This is a genomic window from Duganella flavida (assembly GCF_009857445.1).
In the GTDB taxonomy this organism is placed as follows: Bacteria; Pseudomonadota; Gammaproteobacteria; order Burkholderiales; family Burkholderiaceae_D; genus Rugamonas; species Rugamonas flavida.
On record NZ_WWCN01000002.1, the window covers coordinates 402,024 to 425,519 of the forward strand.

General features: G+C 61.2%; 19 protein-coding genes and 1 tRNA gene. 11 read left to right on the forward strand and 9 right to left on the reverse strand.

Going from position 1 to position 23,496, the window contains the following annotated elements:
* Positions 1-41 precede the first annotated feature (41 nt).
* Positions 42-3,014, forward strand: a complete 2,973-nt coding sequence (locus GTP46_RS04155; RefSeq protein WP_161005351.1) for a sensor histidine kinase — start codon at positions 42-44, stop codon at positions 3,012-3,014.
* Between the two features lie 105 nt (positions 3,015-3,119).
* On the forward strand, positions 3,120-5,330 hold the full coding sequence (locus tag GTP46_RS04160) for a glycoside hydrolase family 3 protein (protein WP_161005352.1): 2,211 nt from the start codon (positions 3,120-3,122) through the stop codon (positions 5,328-5,330).
* A 5-nt stretch (positions 5,331-5,335) separates the two neighbouring features.
* Here GTP46_RS04160 and GTP46_RS04165 read toward each other — a convergent pair whose 3' ends face one another.
* From GTP46_RS04165 to GTP46_RS04175, 3 genes are all read right to left on the reverse strand, one after another.
* Positions 5,336-5,854 carry a phospholipase D family nuclease gene (locus GTP46_RS04165; protein WP_161005353.1) on the reverse strand — a complete coding sequence of 173 codons (519 nt, stop codon included), beginning with the start codon at positions 5,852-5,854 and terminating at the stop codon, positions 5,336-5,338.
* Positions 5,851-6,573, reverse strand: a complete 723-nt coding sequence (locus GTP46_RS04170) for a hypothetical protein (RefSeq protein ID WP_161005354.1) — start codon at positions 6,571-6,573, stop codon at positions 5,851-5,853. The genes GTP46_RS04165 and GTP46_RS04170 overlap by 4 nt, the downstream gene beginning before the upstream one ends.
* A gap of 32 nt (positions 6,574-6,605) precedes the next feature.
* Positions 6,606-6,682: transfer RNA gene (locus GTP46_RS04175), tRNA-Pro, on the reverse strand.
* A 67-nt stretch (positions 6,683-6,749) separates the two neighbouring features.
* On the opposite strand from GTP46_RS04175, the gene GTP46_RS04180 reads away from it, so the two are divergent.
* The 4 genes from GTP46_RS04180 (at position 6,750) to arsC (ending at position 11,290) form a co-directional block, all read left to right on the forward strand.
* The gene (locus tag GTP46_RS04180; RefSeq protein WP_161005355.1) at positions 6,750-7,061 is read left to right on the forward strand and encodes a Fic family protein; all 312 of its coding nucleotides are present in this window, start codon (positions 6,750-6,752) and stop codon (positions 7,059-7,061) included.
* Positions 7,062-7,098: 37 nt separating this feature from the next.
* Positions 7,099-8,457 (forward strand): metal-dependent hydrolase family protein, encoded by a 1,359-nt coding sequence (locus tag GTP46_RS04185; RefSeq protein ID WP_161005356.1) that lies wholly within the window; start codon positions 7,099-7,101, stop codon positions 8,455-8,457.
* A gap of 122 nt (positions 8,458-8,579) precedes the next feature.
* On the forward strand, positions 8,580-10,901 hold the full coding sequence (locus tag GTP46_RS04190; RefSeq protein WP_161005357.1) for a TonB-dependent receptor: 2,322 nt from the start codon (positions 8,580-8,582) through the stop codon (positions 10,899-10,901).
* A 41-nt stretch (positions 10,902-10,942) separates the two neighbouring features.
* Positions 10,943-11,290 (forward strand): arsenate reductase (glutaredoxin), encoded by a 348-nt coding sequence (arsC, locus tag GTP46_RS04195; protein ID WP_161005358.1) that lies wholly within the window; start codon positions 10,943-10,945, stop codon positions 11,288-11,290.
* An 86-nt stretch (positions 11,291-11,376) separates the two neighbouring features.
* Here the strand turns inward: arsC and ispB are convergent, their stop codons facing one another.
* On the reverse strand, positions 11,377-12,354 hold the full coding sequence (gene ispB / locus GTP46_RS04200; protein ID WP_161005359.1) for an octaprenyl diphosphate synthase: 978 nt from the start codon (positions 12,352-12,354) through the stop codon (positions 11,377-11,379).
* Between the two features lie 247 nt (positions 12,355-12,601).
* Here ispB and rplU point away from each other — a divergent pair, with 247 nt between their 5' ends.
* From rplU to proB, 4 genes are all read left to right on the forward strand, one after another.
* Complete coding sequence (gene rplU / locus GTP46_RS04205) at positions 12,602-12,913, forward strand: 50S ribosomal protein L21 (RefSeq protein ID WP_161005360.1); 312 nt, start codon at positions 12,602-12,604, stop codon at positions 12,911-12,913.
* Positions 12,914-12,953: 40 nt separating this feature from the next.
* A complete protein-coding gene (gene rpmA, locus GTP46_RS04210; RefSeq protein WP_072784890.1) occupies positions 12,954-13,211 on the forward strand; it encodes a 50S ribosomal protein L27 in 258 nt (85 codons plus the stop codon).
* A gap of 102 nt (positions 13,212-13,313) precedes the next feature.
* Positions 13,314-14,423, forward strand: coding sequence for a GTPase ObgE (obgE, locus tag GTP46_RS04215; RefSeq protein WP_161005361.1), 1,110 nt, complete (start codon positions 13,314-13,316; stop codon positions 14,421-14,423).
* A gap of 162 nt (positions 14,424-14,585) precedes the next feature.
* On the forward strand, positions 14,586-15,704 hold the full coding sequence (gene proB, locus GTP46_RS04220; RefSeq protein WP_161005362.1) for a glutamate 5-kinase: 1,119 nt from the start codon (positions 14,586-14,588) through the stop codon (positions 15,702-15,704).
* A 37-nt stretch (positions 15,705-15,741) separates the two neighbouring features.
* Here the strand turns inward: proB and GTP46_RS04225 are convergent, their stop codons facing one another.
* A complete protein-coding gene (locus tag GTP46_RS04225) occupies positions 15,742-17,688 on the reverse strand; it encodes an MAC/perforin domain-containing protein (RefSeq protein ID WP_161005363.1) in 1,947 nt (648 codons plus the stop codon).
* A 203-nt stretch (positions 17,689-17,891) separates the two neighbouring features.
* Here GTP46_RS04225 and GTP46_RS04230 point away from each other — a divergent pair, with 203 nt between their 5' ends.
* Positions 17,892-19,391 (forward strand): sigma 54-interacting transcriptional regulator, encoded by a 1,500-nt coding sequence (locus GTP46_RS04230; RefSeq protein ID WP_161005364.1) that lies wholly within the window; start codon positions 17,892-17,894, stop codon positions 19,389-19,391.
* On the opposite strand, the gene GTP46_RS04235 is transcribed toward GTP46_RS04230, so the two are convergent.
* The 4 genes from GTP46_RS04235 to rsxB form a co-directional block, all read right to left on the reverse strand.
* On the reverse strand, positions 19,388-19,828 hold the full coding sequence (locus GTP46_RS04235; RefSeq protein ID WP_161005365.1) for a hypothetical protein: 441 nt from the start codon (positions 19,826-19,828) through the stop codon (positions 19,388-19,390). The genes GTP46_RS04230 and GTP46_RS04235 overlap by 4 nt on opposite strands.
* Positions 19,829-19,864: 36 nt before the next feature.
* Positions 19,865-22,036 (reverse strand): protein kinase domain-containing protein, encoded by a 2,172-nt coding sequence (locus GTP46_RS04240; protein ID WP_161005366.1) that lies wholly within the window; start codon positions 22,034-22,036, stop codon positions 19,865-19,867.
* A gap of 95 nt (positions 22,037-22,131) precedes the next feature.
* Positions 22,132-22,779 (reverse strand): endonuclease III, encoded by a 648-nt coding sequence (nth, locus tag GTP46_RS04245; protein WP_161005367.1) that lies wholly within the window; start codon positions 22,777-22,779, stop codon positions 22,132-22,134.
* Positions 22,776-23,450, reverse strand: a complete 675-nt coding sequence (gene rsxB / locus GTP46_RS04250) for an electron transport complex subunit RsxB (RefSeq protein ID WP_161005368.1) — start codon at positions 23,448-23,450, stop codon at positions 22,776-22,778. Before rsxB ends, nth begins: the two co-directional genes overlap by 4 nt.
* Between the last annotated feature and the right edge of the window lie 46 nt (positions 23,451-23,496).

Consider the following 23,496-nt stretch of genomic DNA (forward strand, 5'->3'; position numbering starts at 1 on the left):
TCGATATAGAATGTTCGGATTTGAAAAAGAAACGGCATACCATGTTCGGTCGTAGCCTCTCCATTCTGCGTTTGCTCCTGGCGTGCCTGGCGCCAGCGGCGGCCTATGGTGCGGCACCGGCGCCGATCGACTTGCATCACATGAGCTGGACCGCGCGCGAGGGTGCGCCGCAAATGGTGATGACCATGACCCAGACGCGCGACGGCTGGCTGTGGCTGGGTGGCGCGCATGGCCTGTATCGCTTCGACGGCAGCCATTTTGAGCGCTACGCCGAGCCCGGCCAGCCGCTGCCTTCGGCCGGCATCAGCATCCTGAACGCCTTCGATGATGGCGCGCTGTGGATAGGCTACCGTTATGGTGGCGCCAGCGTGCTGTCGCAAGGGCGGCTGCGCAACTACAGCGAGCGAGACGGCCTGCCGGCCAGCGCGCCGGTGTGGGGGCTGGAGCAGGATGGCAGTGGCCGCATGTGGGCCGCCACCACGCGCGGCCTGTTCTATCTGGAACATGAGCACTGGTTGGCCGCTGGCGTCGCGTTCGCTGCCCCAGTCGCCGCCTATAAGACCTTGATGCGCGACCGCGACGGCAACCTGTGGGCGCAAGGCGATGAGGGCGTCTACACGCTGAAGCGCGGCGCGCGCCAGTTTATCAAGAGCTCGCCGGACGCCGGTACCGGCGTGCTGTTCCAGGTGCCCGACGGCGGCGTGTGGAGCTGGAATGCGCCGCGCAACCGCTTCCGCCAACTGGCCGGCAACAGCGCCGGCAACTGGCCAGTGCACGGCGATGTGGCGAGCCTGCTGTTCGATAGCCGTGGCGACCTGTGGGTAGGCCGCCTGGCCAGCGTGGAATATCACACCCGCCAGCAGGTGCAGCAAAGCGGGCAGGCCGACGGACTCAGCGGGCGCTGGGTGGCTGCCATGTTTGAGGACCGGGAGGGCAGTATCTGGATCTCGACTGCCACCGGCATTGATCGCTATCGGCGCAAGCGCATTGCCGCCGTGCCCCTGCCGGAGGTGACCGACGTCAACCCGCTGGCGGCCGATGCCAATGGCGCGGTCTGGGTGGGACGTCACCACCTGGCCCCGGCCGACGGGGCGGCGTTTGTCACCACCACGTTGTGGCCCAAGACCGAAGCCGGCTGGGGCGGCGATCCGGTGTGCCTGTACCTTGATCCACGCGGTGCTTTGTGGCTTGCCAGTTATGGTCGGCTGTGGCAGGTCAACGGCAAACAGCACCGCCAGCTGGCCCTGCCGCGCGGGTTGGAGACCGGCATGATCGCTTCCATGAGCAGCGACGACAATGGCGAGCTGTGGGCGGCCATCGTGCCGCACGGCTTATACCGCCGCGATGCCCAGGGCGACTGGCACGACGTAGCCGCCGATACCGGGCTGCCCGGCGAGACGCCGCGCGTGCTGGCCAGTTCGGCGGAAGAGGGCTTGTGGCTCGGCTATCCGCGCAGCCGCGTGCTGCAGCTACATAACGGTCACTGGCATCGCTATAGCAGTGACGATGGCTTAAATATCGGCATGGTGGAATCACTGCACCTGAAGGGCAGGCACGTGTGGGCTGGCGGCGAAAACGGCGTGGCCTTGCGCCAAGGCGGTCGCTTCTTGCCGGTGAGCGGGGTCGATGGCGTGAATTTTGAAGGCGTGTCCGGCATGGTCGAGCTGGATAATGGCGACCTGTGGCTCAACGCCGGCGCCGGCCTGTACCGGATCGCTGCCGGCGAAATCGCCCCGCTTGAAAGTACGCCGGGCTACCGGGTGCGCTACGAGCGGCTGGACAGCCTGGATGGCCTGGTCGGCAATGCGCCGGTGCGCTACCCAGTACCGTCGATGATACTTGCGACGGATGGCTACCTGTGGCTATCGACCACCGCCGGTGTGTTCCGGCTGGATCCGGCCTTGCGCGAACCGCCGCGTCCGGCGGCGCCGGTGCTGATCCGTGGCATCGGCCCGCCGGGGCAGGTGCGTGCGGTGCAGTCTGCCGTGCGCCTGCCGCCCGGCACCACCGCGCTGCAAATGGACTACACCGCACTGGCGCTGGCCATGCCGGAACGCGTGGCGTTCCGCTACCGGCTTGAGGGCGTCGATACCCAGTGGCAGCAAGTGGGCGCGCGCCGCGCGGCCTACTACAACAACCTGGGGCCGGGTAATTATCGCTTCAGCGTGGCGGCGACCAACTACCACGGTGACTGGAGCGAGCAGGCCACCACGCTGGACTTCAGTATCGCTCCGACGATGACGCAGAGCATGTGGTTCCGGATCAGCTGCGCATTGCTGGTGCTGGCGGCATGCTGGATGTTGTACCGCTGGCGCTTGCACGACTTCGCGCTGCAAGTGTCGGGGCGGCTGGAAGAGCGGATCAAGGAGCGCGAACGCATCGCGCGTGAACTGCACGACACCTTGCTGCAATCGGTGCAAGGGATGATCCTGCATGTGCACGCGGCGGCAGTCCGGCTGCCGCCGCCCGAACCAGCGCGGGTCCTGATAGAGGAGGCCCTGCAGAAGGCCGACGATGCGCTGGCGGAGGGCCGCGAACGCGTGCGCGACTTGCGCGCCAACGATCAGCATGAGCAAGACCTGGCCGCAGCGATCGGCATGGCGGCATGGCGCTTGCGTTCGGCGGATAGCGCGCCGCCGCAGATCGTGGTCAGCGGCGTGTTGCGCCAGCTGCATCCGCTGGTGTATGAGGAAGTGCTGGCGATTGCCTGCGAAGCTATCGCCAATGCCTACCTTCATGCGACGGCCAGCCGGATCGAGGTGCGCCTGCACTACGGCGCGCGCGCATTGCAGATGACGGTAAGCGATGACGGCACCGGCGTGCCGGCCGAGGTCATCGCTGCCGGAGGACGCGACAATCACTGGGGCATCTGCGGCATGTTTGAGCGCGCCGAACGGATCAAGGCCAAACTGCTGCTGGATAGCCAGGCCCGCAACGGCACCGTGTGGCGGCTGACGCTGTCCGGCCGGCTGGCATACCAGCCTTTGGCGCGGCGTTCCTGGTTCGGCCGCTAGCTATCAAGCTCCCGGATAGCTGATATCAGGAATCACGCTTACTGGTTTGAGATGGATTGGTTTATTCTGATCCTGAAGTCAAACGTTTAACTCATCGTAAAAAATATGAATCCTGATCGACTGTCGTTGCGGGCCTTGCTGCCTGTGTGCCTTGCGCTGCAAGCATGTGCTGTCACTGCGGTGCCGCTACAGCCCGATATCGGCGTGCGCAGCAAGGCGGTGTTGAAGGTCGATGGTCTGGCGTTCCGCGACGCCAACGGCAATGGCCAGCTCGATCCCTACGAGGACTGGCGCTTGCCGGTGCCGCAGCGTGTCGCCGACCTGCTTGGCCGCATGAGCATGCAGGAAAAGGCCGGGATGATGCTGATCGACACGCTCAACGCCGGTTGTGGCGGCACCTTGCCGCCGCAGGCGCAAGCGCTGCTCGGTAGCGAGCACATGACGCGCTTCATTTTGCGCAACCTGGTGGTGGGCGCGCCCGCTGCATGCGGTGCGGATGGCGGCGGCATGAACGGTGCGCCGGTGACGCCCGGCCAGATGGCCAGCTTCACCAACGCCGTGCAGGCCTTGGCCGAGTCGCAGGGGCTTGGCATTCCGGTACTGTTCAAGAGTAATCCGCGCAATCACGTGGAGACGGATCCGCGCTTCGGCATCGGCAGCGGCGCAGGCGTGCTGAGCGAGTTTCCCAAGGAGCCGGGCATGGCGGCGGCCGCGCTAGGCAGCGGCAGCATGGAGCCGGTGCGGGCGCTGGCCCGGGTAACGGGACAGGAATGGCGCGCGCTGGGTATCCGCGGCATGTACGGCTATCAGGCTGACCTCGCGACCGAGCCGCGCTGGCACCGCGTGCATGAAACCTTCGGCGAAAACGCCGATCTCAGCGCTGACATCATCACTGCGCTGGTGGAGGGATTGCAGGGCGGGGTGCTGAATCCAGCATCGGCGGTGGCGCTCACCATCAAGCATTTTCCCGGTGGCGGGCCGCAAGAGGATGGGCTCGATCCGCACTATTCATTCGGCAAGTCGCAAGTGTATCCGGCCGGGCAGTTTGAGTATGCGCTCAAGCCGTTCAACGCTGCCATCAAGGCTGGCGTATCGTCGATCATGCCTTACTACGGCGTGCCGCGCCGCCTGCGCTACGACGGCGTTGATTATCAGGAGATCGGTTTCGCCTTCAACGCGCAAGTGGTCAACCGCTTGCTGCGCGATCAGCTAGGCTTCAAGGGTAATGTCAATTCCGATACCGGCATCGTCAGCGACCGCGCATGGGGACTGGAGCAGCTGACGGTGCCGGAGCGGATTGCGGCGGCGGTCAACGGCGGTACGGATGTGCTGTCCGGCTTTCACCAAGGCGCGACGGTGTCGGCGCTGGTGGACGCCGGGCTGGTGACGGCGCAGCGCATCGACCTCGCAGTGTCGCGCTTGCTGAGCGAGCAGTTCCAGCTCGGCCTGTTTGAAAATCCTTACGTCGATGCGCAGCAAGCCGACGCTGTGGTGGGCAGCGCAGCCAATCGCGCGGCGGGCTTGAAAGTGCAGCAGCAGTCGGTGGTCTTGCTGCAAAACGGCGTGGGCGGCAGTGGCGCGCTACTGCCATTCAAACCGGGTGCGACGCTGTACACGGTGGGTGTCAGCAAGGCAGAGGCGCAGCGCCACGGCTACCATGTCACCGACGGCACGGCGGCGCAGGGGCAGGCACGGCCCAGCGCGGCGGGGCATGACTATGCGTTGATCCGCGTCCTGGTCAGCAACGTCAACACCAGTGGCTACCGCACGCGCGGGGCCGATAGCGGCGCCGATCCGGCCAAGCTGAATCCGCGCACCGGCAAAGTATGGGGCGCGGAAGATGGCTGCGAACTGGTCCCGGCGCGCAATCCGCGCTGCGCGGACGATGCGGAATTTGTGCCTGGCCATGCGATGGGACTGATCTTCGGCGGCGCGCTGCCGTGGGAAGTCAACAGCCTGTCGTTCTCGACGATGGCGCAGGCGCAGTCGTGGCGCATCTCGCCATCGCTGGCCGAGATCCAGGCGGTGATGGGCGAAGTGGGCGCGGGCAAGACGGTATTGGACATCTACTTCCGCAATCCCTATGTGTTGGATGACGCCAGCGGCCTGAAAAATGCCGGCGCGCTGGTGGCGACTTTTGGCGTATCCGACCGCGCGCTGCTGGACGTGCTGAGCGGCCAAGCCAGACCGCTGGGCAGGCTGCCGTTTGCGCTGGCGAATCGCCTGCAAGCCGTGATCGACAACGATCCCGACGCGCCTGGTTATCCTGCCAGCGATACCTTGTATCCGTTTGGCTTTGGCTTAGATTACCGTTGAACGCATCATTGCGGCTTGTAGTCGACACCGCGGTTCCAGCGGTCTTCCCAGTGCTGCTGGAATGATTGCGCCAGCGGCGGATAATTCCATGTCACGACCACGTTTTCGCTGTTGGAGACCGCTGCATCGTGGGTGTAGTTGAAGCTGCCGTTCTGCACGGTCTGGCCATCAGCGATGACGTATTTATCGTGGTGCATGGCGTACACCGCGACTCTGCGCGTTGGAATGCCGGCCTTGGCGATGCGGTTGAGCGCCGCGAGGTTCAATGGCCGCTGGTTGCGTTTGTAATCCACCAGCACCTTGATATCCACGCCACGCTTGCGCGCGCTGAGCAAAGCCTCAATCACGGCTGGCGAGCTGAACGAATACGCCGCCATGCGAAGGCTGGTGGTGGAACTATCGATCACCTTGAGCACCAGCGCCTCGGCTTTAGCGTCGGGCGAAAAGGCGTTTTCAATTTGCTGCGCCGTGGCGATGAAGGGCGCAGCTGCCAGCAGGGCTAGGCTCAGAATGAAATGTTTCATGCAGCTTCCACGCCCCAGTGGGCTTCTCGTTTTTCGGTGCGGTGCAGCCAGCCGTCGGCTTTCTGATAGCCGAGGATGAAGCGCGATTTGGTGAGCCAGCCCAAACTGAAGGCGGTGAGGCCTAGCACCTCGATCCAGAAGGTCAGGTTGGCTGGCTGCGTGGTGTCGATGCCGAAGTAGCTGATTTCGCTGGCGGCTTTGATGATGATCGCAACGAGAATGGCCAGCGCGCAGCCGCGATAGATGCGGTTGCGCAGCCGCTTCCAGCGGCAGTGGTTGGCTTCGTCGGCATCGCCGGTGGCTTCCGTGAAGCGCCACCACAGCATGGCAGCCATCAGGCCAAACAGCACTCCGGCCGAGCTGAAGTGCAGCCACGAATATTGCCTGGAGTTGAAAGGCACCAGCGCAATGCCCCACGCCGACACCCAGCTGGCGACCGCAATGGTGCGGTCGCAGCGATTATCCTTGCTCCAGCCGCGATAGGCAGACATCAGCAGTCCCATCGCGCACAGCACGCCGACGAACAGATTCCGCGTGATATCGCTGAACTCGTAGTACGCGCTGATCGACTTCGCCATCTCCCAGCCTTTGCCACCGAAGAACAGCCCAATCAACACCAGGCCGGGCCCCAACAGCAACGCGCCGCCGCCGATACAAAGATTGATCGTCCGCGCCGAGGTGCCCTGGATTTTGGCGATGTCCTGGATGGCTTCCTGCATTGCATTGCTCCAGTGATTGGAAAGCGTGATGGTGGTCGGGGCGAGAGGATTCGAACCTCCGGTCTCTACGTCCCGAACGTAGCGCTTTACCGGACTAAGGTACGCCCCGACTTTGATGTTAATTACATCAGATTTTTAAACCCGTATCAACTGGCGCGTAGGCGTACCATAGCTTCATGGAACTGAGTGAGCTCGACCAGCTGAAGCAGCGATTGGACGCCTTACGGCCTTTGCCGCGCGAGCACTTTAAACCGATCAAGATTCATCCTGTCGCCGATGGCAATGGCCGTACTGCGCCGCTGCTGCTGAATCTTGCGTTGCTCAAGGCTGGCTATCCGCCCATCGTGCTGCCGGTGGAGCGGAGGTTGGAGTACTACACTGCGCTCGATGCAGCGCATGTCGACGGTGAACTGTCGCCGTTTATCAACATCGTCGCTGACTGCATGTACGAAGCATTTTCACAGTACTGGTTCGTGCTGGGCGTTTGAATTACTATTTACGCTCATCCAAAAAACGGGAGTGTTAATGAGTATTCATACTGGCTTGACTATCGCCACCGCCTGCTTCGCTACCTGCGCCAGCGCCGCGCCTTCCCTCGTCGCATTACAGTGCGGCCAATTGCTCGACACCCAATCCGGTAAGCTGCTCGGCGAGACCACGGTCCTCATCGACGGCAAACGCGTCACGCAAGTGGTGGCCGGCCGCCAGGCGCCCGTGGGCGCCACGGTGATTGATCTCTCAGGCCAGACTTGCCTGCCTGGCCTGATCGACAGCCATACCCACCTCACCGGCCAGACCAGTCCCACCGGCTACTCCGACCAGTTCCGCTGGAATATCGCCGACTACGCGATCCGCTCCACCAACTACGCGCGCATTACGCTGCTGGCCGGTTTCACCACGGTGCGCAACCTGGGCGACAACGCCAACACCTCGATCTCGCTGCGCAACGCGATCAACGCCGGCGTGGTGCCGGGCCCGCGCATTTTTACCGCCGGTACTGCGGTCGGCTCCACCGGCGGCCACGCCGACGATTCGGACGGCTATCGCGCTGACCTGATGGCGGACCACGGTGCCAAGGACGGCATCATCAACAGCCCCGCCGACGCATGGAAGGCGGTACGCCAGCACTACAAGGACGGTGCGGACCTGATCAAGATCATGCCATCCGGCGGCGTGCTCGATGAGAGCAAGAGTGCCGATAACGCGCAGATGACGATTGAAGAAATCAAGGCCGTCGTCGTCGCCGCGCGCGATTACGAAATGACGGTGGCCGCACACGCCCACGGCGCCGAGGCGATCCGCCGCGCCGTCATCGCCGGCGTTGATTCGATTGAACACGGCACCTACATGAACGACGAGGACATGAAGCTGATGAAGGAGCACGGCACCTTCTACGTGCCGACCATCATCGCCGGCAAATACGTCGAGAGCAAAGCCAAGGTGCCGGGCTACTTCCCGCCGCAGGTAGCGGTGAAGGCCGCTGCTGTCGGCCCGCTGATCCAGGGCACCGCAGGCCGCGCCTACAAGGCCGGCGTGAAGATCGCCTTCGGCACCGATGCATCGGTTTATCCGCACGGTGAGAACGCCAAGGAGTTCGGCTACATGGTGGAAGCAGGCATGCCACCGCTGGCCGCGATCCAGGCTGCGACCACGCAAGCGGCTGCGCTGCTGAAGCAGGAGAAGGACCTGGGCAGCATCAGCGCTGGCAAGTTCGCCGACGTGGTAGCAGTGCCGGGCAATCCGCTGGCCGATATCAGCCTGATGACCAAAGTCAGCTTCGTGATGAAAGAGGGTGTGGTCTACAAACAAGCCGACAAGCCGCTGCCATTCATCGCCAATGTGAACGAGGGCCAGGCGCCGAAGGACGTCGATTACGGGCTGTAAAAAGGGTGTGGCTGGATTCCAACGCCTTGGCAAACTTCTTGCTTTGTTAAAACATTAATATGGTTAATATAAGCAACTGACCCAAAATGCTTCATTTTGGGGCGCCAAGGAGAAGATCACACATGGATATTCGACGCAAACTCATCGCATCAGCAGTTTTGGCAGCGTTCAGCGCCCCTTCGTGGGCGCAGCAGCAATCGGACGAAATTGAAGTCGTGAAGGTGACTGCGCAAAAGCGCAAGGAAGACCCGGCGAAAGTGGCGATGAGTATCACCGCCGTGACTGGCTCCCAGCTGCAAGCGGAGCATGTGCGTGACATTACTGACCTGACGCGTGTGGTGCCGAATATCTCTTTCACTGCGGCCAGCGGCAATGGCGGCGCCGGGCCGGGTACTTCCAACGTGGAGATCCGCGGTATCAGCTCCACGGCGGGTGCGGCGACGGTGGGCATCTATCTGGGCGATACGCCGGTCACGGTGGGTAACGTCTACACCATGGGGAATATCGAGCCGCGCTTCTTCGATATCGACCGCGTGGAAGTGCTGCGTGGTCCGCAGGCGACCTTGTACGGCGCCAGTTCGATGGGCGGCACCATCAAGTTTGTGCCGAATGAACCGGATCTGAAAGAACGTGAATTCACTACCTACACCGAGGGTTCCAACACCAAGGGCGGCAGCGCAAACTATGCGGCCAACGTGGTGGCCAACTTCCCGCTGATTGAGAATGAACTGGCGCTGCGCATCGGCGTGCAGGCGCAGCACACCGGCGGCTTTATCAACCAGGTGGATGGCGACGGCAAGGTCATTGCCAACAACATCAACAAGATCAACGACCAGGAATTCCGCGCCGCGTTGAAATGGAAGCCGACGCGCGATTTGACGATTACGCCGTCGGTCTACTACCAGCGCATCGACGCCAAGGATATTGCGGCCTTCAATCTGGACCTGCCCTTGTATCAAGCGCAGAAGCAGGTGCGCGAGCCGTCGATCGACAAACTGCTGGCGCCTAGCGTGACCGTCAACTGGGATCTGGGTCCGTTTGATTTGACCTCGGCCACCAGCTACTTCCAGCGCAAGTTCGATCGTACGCAGAATGGCTCGGCCTACAACAGCTATTCGCTGTCGACCTTCCTGACCTCGACAGCGGATGGCGGCAAGGCGCCGCCGGAGTTGATCGCGGCGATTGCTGGCTTGCCGTCGGCGGTGTACCTGAATAACCAAGTGCGCCAGTTCGCGCAAGAGTTCCGCCTCGCTTCGCATCCGTATGATGAAAAGGTGTCGCCGTGGACCTGGCTGGCCGGTACTTACTTCTCGCGCCAGCACACCAACGTGATCGAGAACGATCCTATCTTCGGCGTGACCGACACCTTCAAGCAGTTCGGTTTTGATATTGCGGATCCGGACCTGCTGCCGGATGCGCGCCCTGGTCAGTTCCCGGGCGATAACTCGTTTGCTGGGGCGTTCCACTATCGCGAAAAGCAGGCGTCGATTTTCGGTGAGTTGAACTACTACTTTTCGCCAACCGTGCACGCCACCGTCGGCGCGCGTTACCTGAAAGCGAATACCACGCTGGAACAGCGCAACGGTAACTACCTCGCCGGTGCGGGCAACAACAGCGGCGCCGATACCTCGTCCAGCGCCTTCACGCCGAAGTATGCGCTGACGTGGGAAGTCAATCCGACCAACACCGTCTACACCAGCGTGGCGAAAGGCTTCCGCCTTGGTGGTGCGAATATCTATGTGCCGCCGACTACTTGCGGCCCGGACCTGGAAGCGAACGGGATTACGGCTGGTCCGCCATCGTATTCGCCGGACAGCTTGTGGAGCTATGAGCTGGGTAGCAAATCGCGGTTCCTTAACAACCGCGTGTCGATCAATGCGGACGTGTTCTATGTGAAGTGGAAGAACATCCAGCAGGGTGTGTACCTGCCGACTTGTGCCTACACCTACAACGCCAATGCGGGCGATGCGACCACCAAAGGCTTTGAGTTCGACATCAAGGCCAAGCCGCTGCCAGGCCTGACCCTGAGCGCATCGGGCGGTTATGTGAAGGCGGAATTGTCCAACGACGTCGGCATCGAAAACGGCGTGGTGGGCGCGGTAGCGGGTGCGCAGATCCAGGGTGTGCCGAAATATAACGCCGCCGTCAACGCGACCTACAATTTCTCGGCGTGGGAGCGTCCGGCGTTTGTGATGGCGGGCATGCAGTGGGTGGGCGCCAGCAAAGGCTCGCTGGACCCGGACCAGACTGACCACAATCGTCCGGCTTATCACACCACCGATTTCAGTGCGGGCATGACCTTCGGCGCGTATGCCTTCACGGCGTTTGTGAAGAATGCATTCGATACCGATACCATCATCCAGCACCCGCAGGTGGCGTCCATCGTGCAAGGCTATCGTCTCGCGCCGCGCAGCATTGGTGTGAGTCTCGCGACCAAGTTTTAAGCCATAATGCTGCCTTTGGATTTGTTTGCAAAGGCAGCATCATGAGCGTCACCATCTACCACAATACCGCCTGCGGCACCTCGCGCAAAACGCTGGAAGCCATCCGCGCGACCGGCGTGGAGCCGGAGATTATCGACTACGTCAAGAACCCGCCATCGCGCGCGGCCTTGGTGGAGATGATCGCCAAGGCTGGCCTGACCGTGCGCCAGGCCATGCGCAACAAGGGCGACCTGTATGTGGAACTGGGCCTGGCTGATGCAGCGCTGTCGGACGAGGCGCTGCTGGATGCGATGATGGCCCATCCTATTCTGATCGAGCGCCCACTGGTGGTGACGGCAAAAGGCGTGCGCCTGTGCCGTCCGTCGGAGCTGGTGCAGGAAATCCTCTGATGAGCGCCGATCCGGCAGAAGGGCGCCTCACCATCAACGCCTTTATCCGCTCCCGCAAATAGAAACGGCGCCGAAGCGCCGTTGTCTTAGTGATTGCGGTGCACTGAGAAGTGCGCCAGCTGGAGCAAGGATTCTTTGTAGACGCTGTCCGGCAGGTCGGCAATCGCTTCGGCGGCGCGCTTGGCGGCGTTCACGGCTTGTTCGCGCGTGTAGTCCAATGCGCCGCTGCTGGTGATGGCAGCCAGGATGGTGTCGAAATGCTGCTCGTCACCCTGTTCGATGCACGAACGTACCAGCTCGCGCTGTTCCGGCGTGCCGTTTTCCATCAGGTAGATCAGTGGCAGGGTAGGTTTGCCTTCGCGCAGGTCGTCGCCGACGTTCTTGCCGATTTCGCTGGCGTCGCCGGCGTAATCGAGTACGTCGTCGATCAGCTGGAACGCGGTGCCCAGCGAGCGGCCGTATTCGCCGGCGGCGGCGATTTGCGCGTCGTTGGCGCCAGCCACCAGTGCGCCCAGTTCGGCCGCTGCTTCAAACAGCTTGGCGGTCTTGGAGCGGATCACTTGCAGGTATCGCTCTTGCGTCACGTCCGGATCGTGCATGTTCAGCAACTGCAGCACTTCGCCTTCGGCGATCACGTTGGTGGCGTCCGACAGGATCTGCATCACACGCATATTGTTCAGGCCAACCATCATCTGGAACGAACGCGAATACAGGAAGTCACCCACCAGTACCGAGGCGGCGTTGCCAAACAGCGCGTTGGCCGTGGCGCGGCCGCGGCGCAGCGACGATTCGTCGACCACGTCGTCGTGCAGCAGGGTTGCAGTGTGGATGAACTCCACTACCGCCGCCAGCTCGTGGTGATCGGTGCCCTTGTAGGCGTAAGCGTTCGCTACCAGCAGTACCAGCACCGGGCGGATGCGTTTGCCGCCCGCGCTGATGATGTATTCTGCAATCTGATTGACGAGGGGAACCTCGGAATGCAGGCGTTGGCGGATCACCGAATTGACCGCGTCCATATCGGCGGCAATGGTTTGGATGATGGTATTTTGGTTGGCGGCAGACAAGACAAACCTGTGCAGTTAGACTATTGGTGCCGGGATTATACGACAAGGCCTTGCGCTGAGGGGCATCACCGCCCAGGAATTGCCTGATCGGCAAGCAGTTTGGCTCCCGAAGGCGGCAAAATTGTTTGACATACCACGCCATCCGCCGTTTGTGAATAGTTTTTGACGCGAAATCTGATCCTGTGTATAATCTGCGGTTCCCCTCTTTTACGGGGAATTTTCTTAACATTTGAAGAGGTTTCAAATCATGTACGCGGTCATAAAAACCGGTGGCAAACAATACAAAGTTGCCGCAGGTGAAAAACTCAAAATAGAACAGATACCGGCAGACATTGGTTCCGAACTCACTATCGATCAGGTCCTCGCCATTGGCGAAGGCGAGAGCATCAAGTTTGGCGCTCCCCTGGTTGAAGGTGCTAAGGTACTGGTTACTGTTGTGGCACAAGGTCGTCACGATAAAGTGCGAATTTTCAAGATGCGTCGTCGTAAGCACTACCAGAAACGTCAAGGCCATCGCCAGAATTACACCGAAATCCAAATCGTTTCGATCAACGGCTAATCCCCGGTTCGGCACACTCTAGTATTCAAGGAGCTTTAGCATGGCACACAAAAAAGGCGGCGGCACAACGCGAAATGGTCGTGACTCAGAATCAAAACGCCTGGGCGTTAAGGTTTACGGCGGTCAAACGATCAATGCTGGCGGCATCATCATTCGTCAACGCGGCACCCCAGTGCGCGCTGGTGAAGGCGTAGGCACCGGCAAAGACCACACCCTGTTCGCTCTGGTGGACGGCGTGGTTAAGTTTGTCAAAAAAGGTGAAGGCTCGAAGCAGTTCGTCACCGTAGTAGCAGCGTAATTTACGCTCCGGCCCGCGATGCGGGCCGCTTGTAAGGCGCAAGCCTTCAATCGAAAGGCTCTGCCCATCCGGTAGAGCCTTTTAGTTTTATGGCGGTACATCATGAAGTTTATCGACGAAGCAAAAATTGAAGTAATCGGTGGTGACGGCGGCAATGGCTGCTCGTCGTTTTGCCGTGAAAAATTCCGCCCGTTTGGCGGCCCTGACGGCGGCGACGGCGGCAAGGGTGGCTCGATCTGGGCCGTAGCGGACCGTAACATCAATACCTTGGTCGATTTCCGCTTCTCCAAGGTGCACCGCGCTGGCAACGGCGAAGCCGGCCGTGGCGCCGACTGCTATGGCAAGGGCGCCGATGATATGCACCTGCGCATGCCGCTGGGCACCCTGATCATCGATGACGTCAGTGGCGAAATCCTGGCGGACTTGAGCGAGCACGGTCAGCTGGAACTGCTGGCCAAGGGCGGCGAGGGCGGCTGGGGCAACATCCACTTCAAGACCTCGACCAACCGCGCACCGCGCCAGAAAACGCCCGGCAAGGAAGGCGAACACCGCACCCTACGCCTGGAACTGAAAGTGCTGGCCGACGTAGGCCTGCTGGGCATGCCGAATGCCGGCAAGTCGACCTTCATTACCGCCGTGTCGAACGCGCGTCCGAAGATCGCCGATTATCCGTTCACGACCCTGCACCCGAACCTGGGCGTAGTGCGCGTGTCGCACGAGAAGAGCTTCGTGATTGCGGACATTCCTGGCTTGATCGAAGGCGCTGCTGAAGGTGCGGGCCTGGGTCACCAGTTCCTGCGCCACCTGTCGCGTACTGGCCTGCTGCTGCACATCGTCGACCTGGCGCCGTTCGAGGCGACTGTCGATCCGGTGAAGGAAGCCAAGGCGCTGGTCAATGAACTGAAAAAGTACGACGCAGAGCTGGTCGACAAACCACGCTGGCTGGTGCTGAACAAGCTCGATATGGTGCCGGAAGAAGAACGCGCCAAGAAGATCAAAGACTTCGTCAAGAAGTTCGGCTTCAAAGGTCCAGTGTTCGAGATCTCTGCGCTGAGCCACGACGGCACGCAGGAGTTGGTCAACGCGATCCAGAAGCACCTGGAAGAAACCCGTCGCGTCGAGCAGCGCGCGGAAGAAACCCATATGGTTGCAGAAGCGCGTGAGATTTCGTCGATCGATCCAGACGATCCTCGCTTCAAAATCCTCGACTAAAACACTGCATCACCGGCATAATCAGTTATCAGCTGATTATGCCTTTCCCATTCGGCGCCGCTCCCGCATCACGGGGCCGGCGACTGTCCGCGGCAAAGCAGGGCCAACCGCCTGCCAAAATACAGCATACTTTTTACGCTTGTTTTGAAGATTGTCGCATCCATGAATTCTGTCATACAAAAAGCTACCCGCATCATCATCAAGGTTGGATCGTCGTTGGTCACCAATGATGGACGCGGTTTGGATCACGCTGCCATCGCGCGCTGGGCCGCGCAGATTGCAGGTTTGCGCGCATTGGGCAAAGAGGTGGTACTGGTGTCGTCCGGCGCGATCGCCGAGGGCATGCTGCGCCTGGGCTTTGAGGCTCGCCCTACCGATATCCACGAACTGCAAGCTTGCGCGGCGGTCGGCCAGATGGGCCTCGCGCAGATTTACGAAACCAGCTTCCGCGCGCACCAACTGGGCACGGCGCAAGTGCTGCTGACGCACGCCGATTTGGCGGATCGCGAGCGTTACCTGAATGCGCGTTCGACGCTGACTACCTTGCTGCGTCTTGGCGTAGTCCCGATCATCAATGAGAACGACACGGTCGTTACCGATGAAATCAAGTTTGGCGATAACGATACGCTGGGTGCCTTGGTGGCCAATCTAATTGAGGCCGATGCGCTGATTATCCTCACCGACCAGCAAGGTTTGTTCAGTGCTGATCCGCGCAAAGATCCGTCGGCGGTGCTGATCCAGCAAGGCCGCGCGGGCGATCCTGCGCTGGAGACGATGGCTGGTGGCGCTGGTTCGAGTTTGGGGCGCGGCGGCATGCTGACCAAGATCCTGGCGGCCAAGCGCGCAGCGAAATCGGGCGCGCATACCGTGATCGCGTATGGCCGAGAAAATGAAGTGCTGGCGCGTCTGGCGAGCGGTGAATCGATTGGTACCGAACTGGCAGCGCAGACCGGCCACCTGACGGCGCGCAAGCAATGGATGGCAGATCACCTGCACACGGCAGGGCAGGTGGTGCTGGACGCCGGCGCAGTGCAGAAGCTGACCGGCGATGGCAAATCGCTGCTGCCGATCGGCGTGACGGAAGTGAAGGGCGAGTTCGGACGCGGTGCGGTGATTACCTGCGTGAATTCGGACGGCGTGCCAGTGGCGCGCGGTTTGTCGAACTACACTAGCGCCGAAACCCGCCGCATCATGCGCAAGCCGTCAAGCGAGATCGAATCCATCCTCGGCTTCGTCGAAGGTAAAGAGCTGATCCACCGCGACAATCTGGTGTTGCTATAACACGCGCTGCGCCGGCCATGGCCGGCGCAGCGGTGAGTTACTTGCTCACCGTAGTCAGGTTCCACCGCATTGGCTCTTGCAGCCAGGGCCGTACACGGACGCTGCTATCCTCTTGCTTCAGATTGAGCGCGTCCATCCAGAAGTAGACCATCAGCAGATTGCAGTTCTTGTCGCCGCCGCGGTGATCCCATACGACATCGTCTTGCAGCTGGGGTTGCAGATCCTGCAGTTTCGATTCCGTTTGGTTACGGAAGCCCTGCAACGCGCGTCCCGTTTTGTAGTTGATGACCAGGCACGGATTGTGGATGTCGCGATAGGTAGGGTTGGTATCACGCGGCTCCAGTTCGTGGAAGAACCACAGTTGCTCGTCCGAGCTGGCGTTGACGGCTTGCATGACGATGCGGGTGCTATCGTCCGGATCGAGCGCCATGGCCAGGCCGGTTTGAGCGTTGCTGATGGAACGCAGCTGGGTGGTCGAGGACGCTATGGTTGGATTCAGCTCGGTCAGCTTGAGCCACTGCATGGCGTCACGCGAGAGGCGGCCGAAGATCGTCACATTGGCGCTGGGGTCTTCGTTGCGGGTGGCGAAACCAACTGACAGGCCATCGATGCCTGCGGTACTGAGCCGGTTCCCGGCCAGGGTATAAGTCAGGCCCGCCAAGCGGCAAGGCGCCATTTTATTCGTCAGAGCTTTCCAGCGATCCAGGGTGCTGCGGTTGGCGCCATGCTTGAGCAGGGCTTCCAGCATATCCACGGTTGGGGTGTAGCGCTTGTCGCGCGGCCAGCATTCGGTGGCCAGCAGGACTTTTGCGTTCGATGGATCGATGGCATTCAGCTTTTCGGCCATGTTACGCCAGAAGTTCTGGAAAGCGGCTGGGCTGGCGTCGTTTGCCGGAGCCGTGAAATGGTCGTCCTGGCTTACTTTGATATCGCCATCCAGCACCAGCAGCCGCAGGCGGGGACCGGTCGGAACGTCGTGGCCAGGTTTCTGGACCACCTCGCCAATGGCGATGACGCTGCCGTCCCAGCTCGAGGTCATGAGCAGATCGCGATAGGCGTACCACTTGTAGGCGTCCTCCAGATTTTTGCGGATGGCGGGGTCGCCGACGAATTCGGTGATCGGTTTAGTCCGGACTTTTACCACGCTGGGCGCTGAAGCCACCGTGGCACGCCATCCTTCCAGGCCCTTCTGATAGTTTTCGGGCGCTTCCTGACTGAAATTGAAGTTGTAATTGCCGCCGCGCGTGCTCAGGGTGCGGATCACGTGCTGGCTGTTCTTCTTGACTTCTTCCTGCTGCTGGACGCTGGCCTTGCCGTGCACATAGCTGGCATATTCGGCCTTGGCAGCGAAGTCTATCTTGGTGATATCGCTGAGATGGCTTTTTTCGATCATCAGCGCGTAGTTCAGCGCGCCGCCGACGATCACTTCGGTGACCACGTCGGTGCCGTAGTTATTGAAGAAGTTGAAGTAGGCCGAGCGCACAGCCGCCGAGTTGGCATCGAACGGTTTTGGCAGTTGTCCAAGTTTGGTGTTGAAGTCGGTGGTATTGCCGTCGGCATTGGCTGGCAGGGTCAACTGCCACAAGGTCATGGCGCGTGTATGCAGCGCGGCGCTGTATTCGCGCAGGCTGTCGATGTCGCGGCCGAAGGTGAACTTGAAGTCGCTGGAGAACGCGCCATAGTTGATGGTGGCCTCGGCGGAGGCGTTCAGGCTCGTATGATAGCTCTCGGTATTCTGGAAGATATCCTCGGAGAAGGCGTCGCTGCGGGATAGCTCGTAGCTGACCTTGTCGCCCATGCGGAAAGTGGTTTGCTTGCTGCCGTCCACGAAGATGATCGTTTTGTTGCCGCTCTGGCTGTCGGCCACGCGGTTGGTACTGAGCTTGCAGCGGGTGCCCACGTCCAGCCGGTTGATCCCGCGCCCCAGCTCGTTAAGGCCGCCGATTTCCAGGATGATGTCGTTTGCGTCAATGCCGTCGTTCATTGCTTGCTCCTGTTTTTTAATGCGATTTAAGAGCTGCACGATTGCTGCTCTGCCGTTATATTTGCAAGCGCTGTACCACCCCAAAAATCACGATTTTGGCGCTAAAAATGGGGTTTTTGATGTAAATAGCGGCGTAATTGACATGTGAACAGCGCTCATTTACAGTCGCCGCTTACCCTGTCGATATGGCGTTGACCCTCACCATGCCCAACTCCGATTTCACTTTGACTTCGCCGCTGTCGGCGGCTGCGACGGCAGAGCGTCCGCTATTGGCGCTGACGATAGCCTGGCATCCTGAGCTCCAGCGCGTCGGTGAGCAATTTATTGCCGAGCGCGAGGTAGCGCTGTCGCGCTATTTGCCCTTGTTTCGCGCGCCGGAGACCGAGCCGGCCGGTTTGGGCTATGCCGGTATCTCGCGTGCGCCCTTGCGCCTGGTGCAGGATGCGGACGGCGTGATGCTGTGGCCGCCGGACAGCCGCATGGTGGTCGAAGTGCAGGGGCAGGAAGTCACCGTGCCGCAGCGCCTGACGACGGCGCAGATCGAGGCCGGCGTCATCATCGGCCTGGGGCGCACGGTGCTGCTATGCCTGCACTGGATGCGCTGCCTGCCGCAAGCCAATCAGGTGCCCGGACTGCTGGGGGTGGGCAGTGCGGCGATCCGCTTGCGGGCCTTGATCCGGCAAGCGGCTGGCACCGGCGCCACGGTTCTGTTATTGGGCGAGACCGGTACCGGCAAGGAGGTCGCGGCGCGCGCCATCCATGCCTTGAGTGGGCGAGCCGATCAAGCGATGATCAGCGTGAATATGGCTGCGCTCAATGAGTCGCTGGCGGCGGCCGACCTGTTCGGCGCCAGCCGTGGAGCGTACACCGGCGCGCAGATGGCGCGCGAGGGGCTGTTTGCGGAAGCGGAGGCGGGCACACTGTTTCTGGATGAGATAGGCAATGCGCCGCCGCTGGTGCAACCCATGCTGCTGCGGGTGCTGGAGACGGGCGAGTATCGCCCTCTGGGTGCGCAGCGTGATCGTCGCTCGGGCGCGCGCCTGATCGCCGCCACCGACCAGGATTTATATGGCAGCGGCTTTAATCAAGCCTTGCTGCGCCGGCTGGAAGGGTTCGTCATTCATTTGCCGCCGCTGCGGATGCGGCGTGAAGACATCGGCGTGCTGGTGCTGCAGGCGCTGCGAGCCGCCGGTACGGCGGGTGGCTTGGCGCCGGTGCTGCCAGTGGCGCTGGTGGGACAACTGCTGTGTTACCACTGGCCAGGCAATGTCCGCCAATTGCAGCATGTACTTGGGCGCGCGCTGCTGGCTTTGCGCATGGGGGAAACGCCGGGCTGGGCCGAACTGGTCGATGCGGTCCCGGCGGCGCCGGCGTCGGTCACGCCGGCGGCCGGCAACAGCAGTCCCGCCAAGAGCCGGACGCGCACCAGGCTGGAGGATGTCAGCCAGCACGACGTGTTGCAGGCCATGCGCGAGAACGCCTGGTGCGTGCAGTACGCGGCGCAGGCGCTGGGGGTCTCGCGCCCGTCCATGTACAAATTATTGGAAGCCCATCCTGCCATCCGGCGTGTCGAACAGATTGCGGCGGATGAGTTGCGCCACGCCTGGGAGAGCAGCGCCGGGGATGTGGACATCTGTGCGGCACGCCTGCAAACGCCGGCCGAAGCCTTGCGGCGGCATTTGCGGGTAGTAAACGGTATTTAGCCTGGTTGGCCTTCGCTGGAATTGCCCGGGCCGACCTGGAATTCCGGATCAATTTTTTTCTCGCCGCATGGCCCTATGTTCAATGACCACCTGGCCGAATGGTGTGGGTTGTGTGGGGCGGCGTTGTGGATGCGCAGTTTGTTCAGGGCAGGATCGGCATCATCGGGACTGTATTCAAATTTTAATGCTGCGTGTGGCTTATGAAACGGCAGCTTGTGCCCGAACGTGGCATCGGTATCGAGCTCAATCTCGTATTTTCTTTTGCCAGCCCGATTGTCCATCAATCGGATCGTGACCGTGTCGTTATCCTGAAAGACGGGTATCAAGCTATTGTCTTTAGTTGACCTGACAAATTCCGGCTGTTCCTTGCTGCCTTCGAAATTCCATTCTTTGCCGAGAGTAATGGTTGCATCATAGTGGGCTGGCTTACTGCGCATGAAGACTCCTTTCTGTCGATGGTAGGAAATAACAGCTTAACGCGGCGCATAGGCCGGATCGCGCCGCAGGGCGAGCAGCTCCGGTGTGGCCTCGATGAATTGGACGGGATAGCCGGCATGGATGGCTTGCTTGATGGCCGCCAGCGCAAGCTGGCGTTCGCCGAGCAGCTCATACGCCAGGCCCGCGCGGAATTGGACCCCGGCGGCGGCAGGGGCAAGGGTCAGGGACCGTTGCAGCAACGGCAGGCTATGCTGTTTATCGCCGCTGCGGGCGTAGTACAGGCCCATGCGCGATAACAGCGTGACGTCGTCCGGCGAACGGCTCAGGCGCGGCGCCAGCAGTTCGCTGGCGCGGGCGTAAGCTTTGCGCGCGTCGGCCTCGCGGCCGGGAATCCATAACAAGGTATCGCCTAGGTTGGCCCAGCCCAGATAATCGCCCGGGCTGCCTTGGGTCGGCGCCACTGCTGATTCAAACGCAGCCGCAGCACCGATATAGTCATTGCGCAAGAACAGGATATTCCCCAGGTTGCCGTACAGCCAGGCGCTGGGGCGAATCTGCAGGCCCTGCTGTAGGATATGCAGCGCTTCGTCCTGTTTGCCCTGGGCCGCGAGGGCGGCGCTGAGATTGGCGTAGCTGTACACGGCGTCCGGCTGAATTTGTATGCTTTGCCGGAATGCCAGTTCGGCCTCATGGAAGCGTGCGCGCGCGTACTGGATGGTCCCGACCTGGTCGGCAAACACCCGTTCCGCCGGATAGCGGCGCAGCCCCTCCTGCGCGCTGGCCAAGGCGGTGTCATCCTGGCGCTGCTTGTGCAGCACGTTGATCCTCCCGCTCAAGCCAAAGATGTTTGCCGGATCGAGCGTGAGCGCGCGATCGAACGCGGTCAGCGCCGCCTCATTTTTTCCGGCCATGGCCAGCACGTCCGCTTGCGCGATATGGCTCAAGGCAAGTTGGTCGTTGAGATGCAGGGCCTGCTTCGCGGCGGCATCGGCCTTGCGCAGCCAGATTTCATCCTGGTGGTCGGAGCTGAAACGGCGGCAATACACGAGCGCCAGGCCGGCAATTGCGGCGACGTTGTCTCGGTTCTGATCCAGGATGGTGGTGAATTTTTTCTCCGCTTTTTCCAACTCGCCGGGCCGGTCCCAGGTGGCCAGAGCTTGCAAGCCCACCTGCATTTCCTGCGCTTCCGAGTACGGTTGAAACACGGCCTGCAACGAGGTGAGCATGGTGGGCGAGGACCGGGCAAACCACCAGCCTCCCGCTGCCAGTGCGAGCGCGGCGCCCAGCGACAGTACTGGCTTGCGCCAAGCGGGTTGCCAGCGGAGGACGCGCTTCGCTGGCGATTGCGTTTGGGCCGCAGGCTGGTCGAGCAATATCGCCAGGCGCTCGCATACCTGCTGCATGGTTTGCAGCCGCTGTTCCACCGGCGTCGCCGTCATGTTGTGCATCAACTGGATCAATGCGGCGCGCACGGTGGCCGGATAGGGCCATTGTGCAGACGAGGTTTGCATATGGGCCGCTGCCAGTGCCAGGCCGTTCAGGTCGGAAAACGGACGGGCTCCGGTCAGCAATTCATAGAAGATGACCCCGAGCGCGTAGATGTCGGAGCTGGCGCGCAAGGGCTGGCCCAGTAGGCGTTCCGGCGCCATGTAGGCGATGGTCCCTTGTGGATCGGTTTGCAAGACGGAGGTGGTGGCTTGAGGGTCGGCCTGGATGGCCAGACCAAAGTCGAGGATACGGACTGTATTTTCAGGCTGCACCATCACGTTCGACGGTTTCAAGTCACCATGGACCAAGCCGGAAGCGTGGGCGTCGCGCATGGCCTCGGCGATCTGGCACACGATATCGAGCGCCTGCCGTTCGTGCATGGGCGATTGGCCCAGTAATTGTTTCAGTGTCTGGCCGTGCACCAGTTCCATCACGATGGATTGGGCCTCGCCGCTGTCTTCCAGCGCATAGATTTTGACAAAGGCTGGATGCTGGAGTGACGCCGCCAACTGGGCTTCCTGCACCAATCGCGCGGATTGTGTCGGGTCGCCGAGATTTTTCAGGCGCTTGATTGCCACAGCACGGCGCAATTTGTTATCCCATGCTGCGAATACCGTGCCGAAGCCGCCTTCGCCAAGGCAGTCCCTTACCTCGTAATGCCCGGACAAGAGCGGCGCCGTGGCGGGCCGGAGTTCGGTAAGCTCGGGCGATTGTGGCACGATGTCGTTCCTTGGTTGGCGGGCGGGATGAGGCTAAGTATATTTTCCTGTTCTTAAAAAATCTACATTATATTTTTTTAAAGGTGACGGCGGTGTTACGCGCCTGCAGGAGCGGGCGTTTTGCTGCGGTAGTCGCACAGGTCGATTTGCATGCAGTTCCAGCATTCGGGTTTGCGGGCTTTGCAGGTGTAGCGTCCGTGCAGGATTAGCCAGTGGTGGGCGTCGAGCAGGAATTCTTTCGGTACGAATTTCAGCAGCTTCTGCTCGACGATGTCCACGTTTTTCCCTGGCGCTAAACCAGTGCGGTTGGAGACGCGGAAGATGTGCGTGTCTACCGCCATCGTCGGATGGCCGAAGGCGGTGTTGAGCACCACGTTGGCGGTCTTGCGGCCTACGCCTGGCAGGGCTTCCAGTGCTTCGCGGTCTTCCGGTACTTCGCCGCCGTGCAATTCGATCAGCATCTTGCAGGTGGCGATGACGTTCTTGCCTTTGGTTTTATACAGGCCGATGGTCTGGATGTAGGTCTTCAACTCCTCTTCACCCAAATCCAATATTGCTTGCGGCGTGTTCGCCACCGGGTACAGCTTGCGCGTGGCTTTGTTCACGCCGACGTCGGTCGCTTGCGCCGACAGCAGCACAGCGATCAGCAGTTCAAACGGCGTCGTATATTCAAGCTCGGTGACAGGTTTCGGATTGGCGGCGCGGAAGCGCTCGAACATTTCTTGGCGTTTGGCTGGATTCATTGTGCGTCTTGTTCTTTTTTGAGTCGCGCGCGCTCCATCGCTGCAGCGATGATGGCGCGCTTGCGTTCTTTCTCTGCTGCTGCCGCTTCATCGGCTGGATCAATCGCCTGCACGGCGACCATTTTGGCTTCGGCCTTGGCGGCCAGGCGTGCGTCGTTTTCCTGCTTGTCGCGCCGGAGGCGCATGGCGCGGAAGTCGTGGCGTTCGCGCGCCGTATTGGCATCTGCCTGCGTCCAAGCTGCCCAGCCGGTGGTCTCGGTGACCGGATACATGACGATGCAATCGACCGGGCAAGGATTCACGCACAAATCGCAGCCGGTGCACAGCGATGGCACCACGGTGTGCATCAACTTACCTGCGCCGATAATCGCATCGACCGGGCAGGCCTGGATGCATAGGGTGCAGCCGATGCACAGCGATTCATCGATGTAGGCGACAGCGCGCGGACGTTCCAGTCCATTCACAGGATTCAGCGGAATGACTTTGCGGCCGGTGACCGACGACAGGCGTTCGATACCTTCCGCGCCGCCGGGCGGGCATTGGTTGATGTCGGCCGTGCCGGCCGCTATCGCTTCCGCGTAAGGACGGCACCCGTCAAAGCCGCATTTAGTACATTGCGTTTGCGGCAGGATGTCTTCAATGCGATCAGCGAGGGACTTGACAGTGGACACGGCGTGGAGGATGGCGATAAAGCGCCATTATCCAATAAAAAACGCC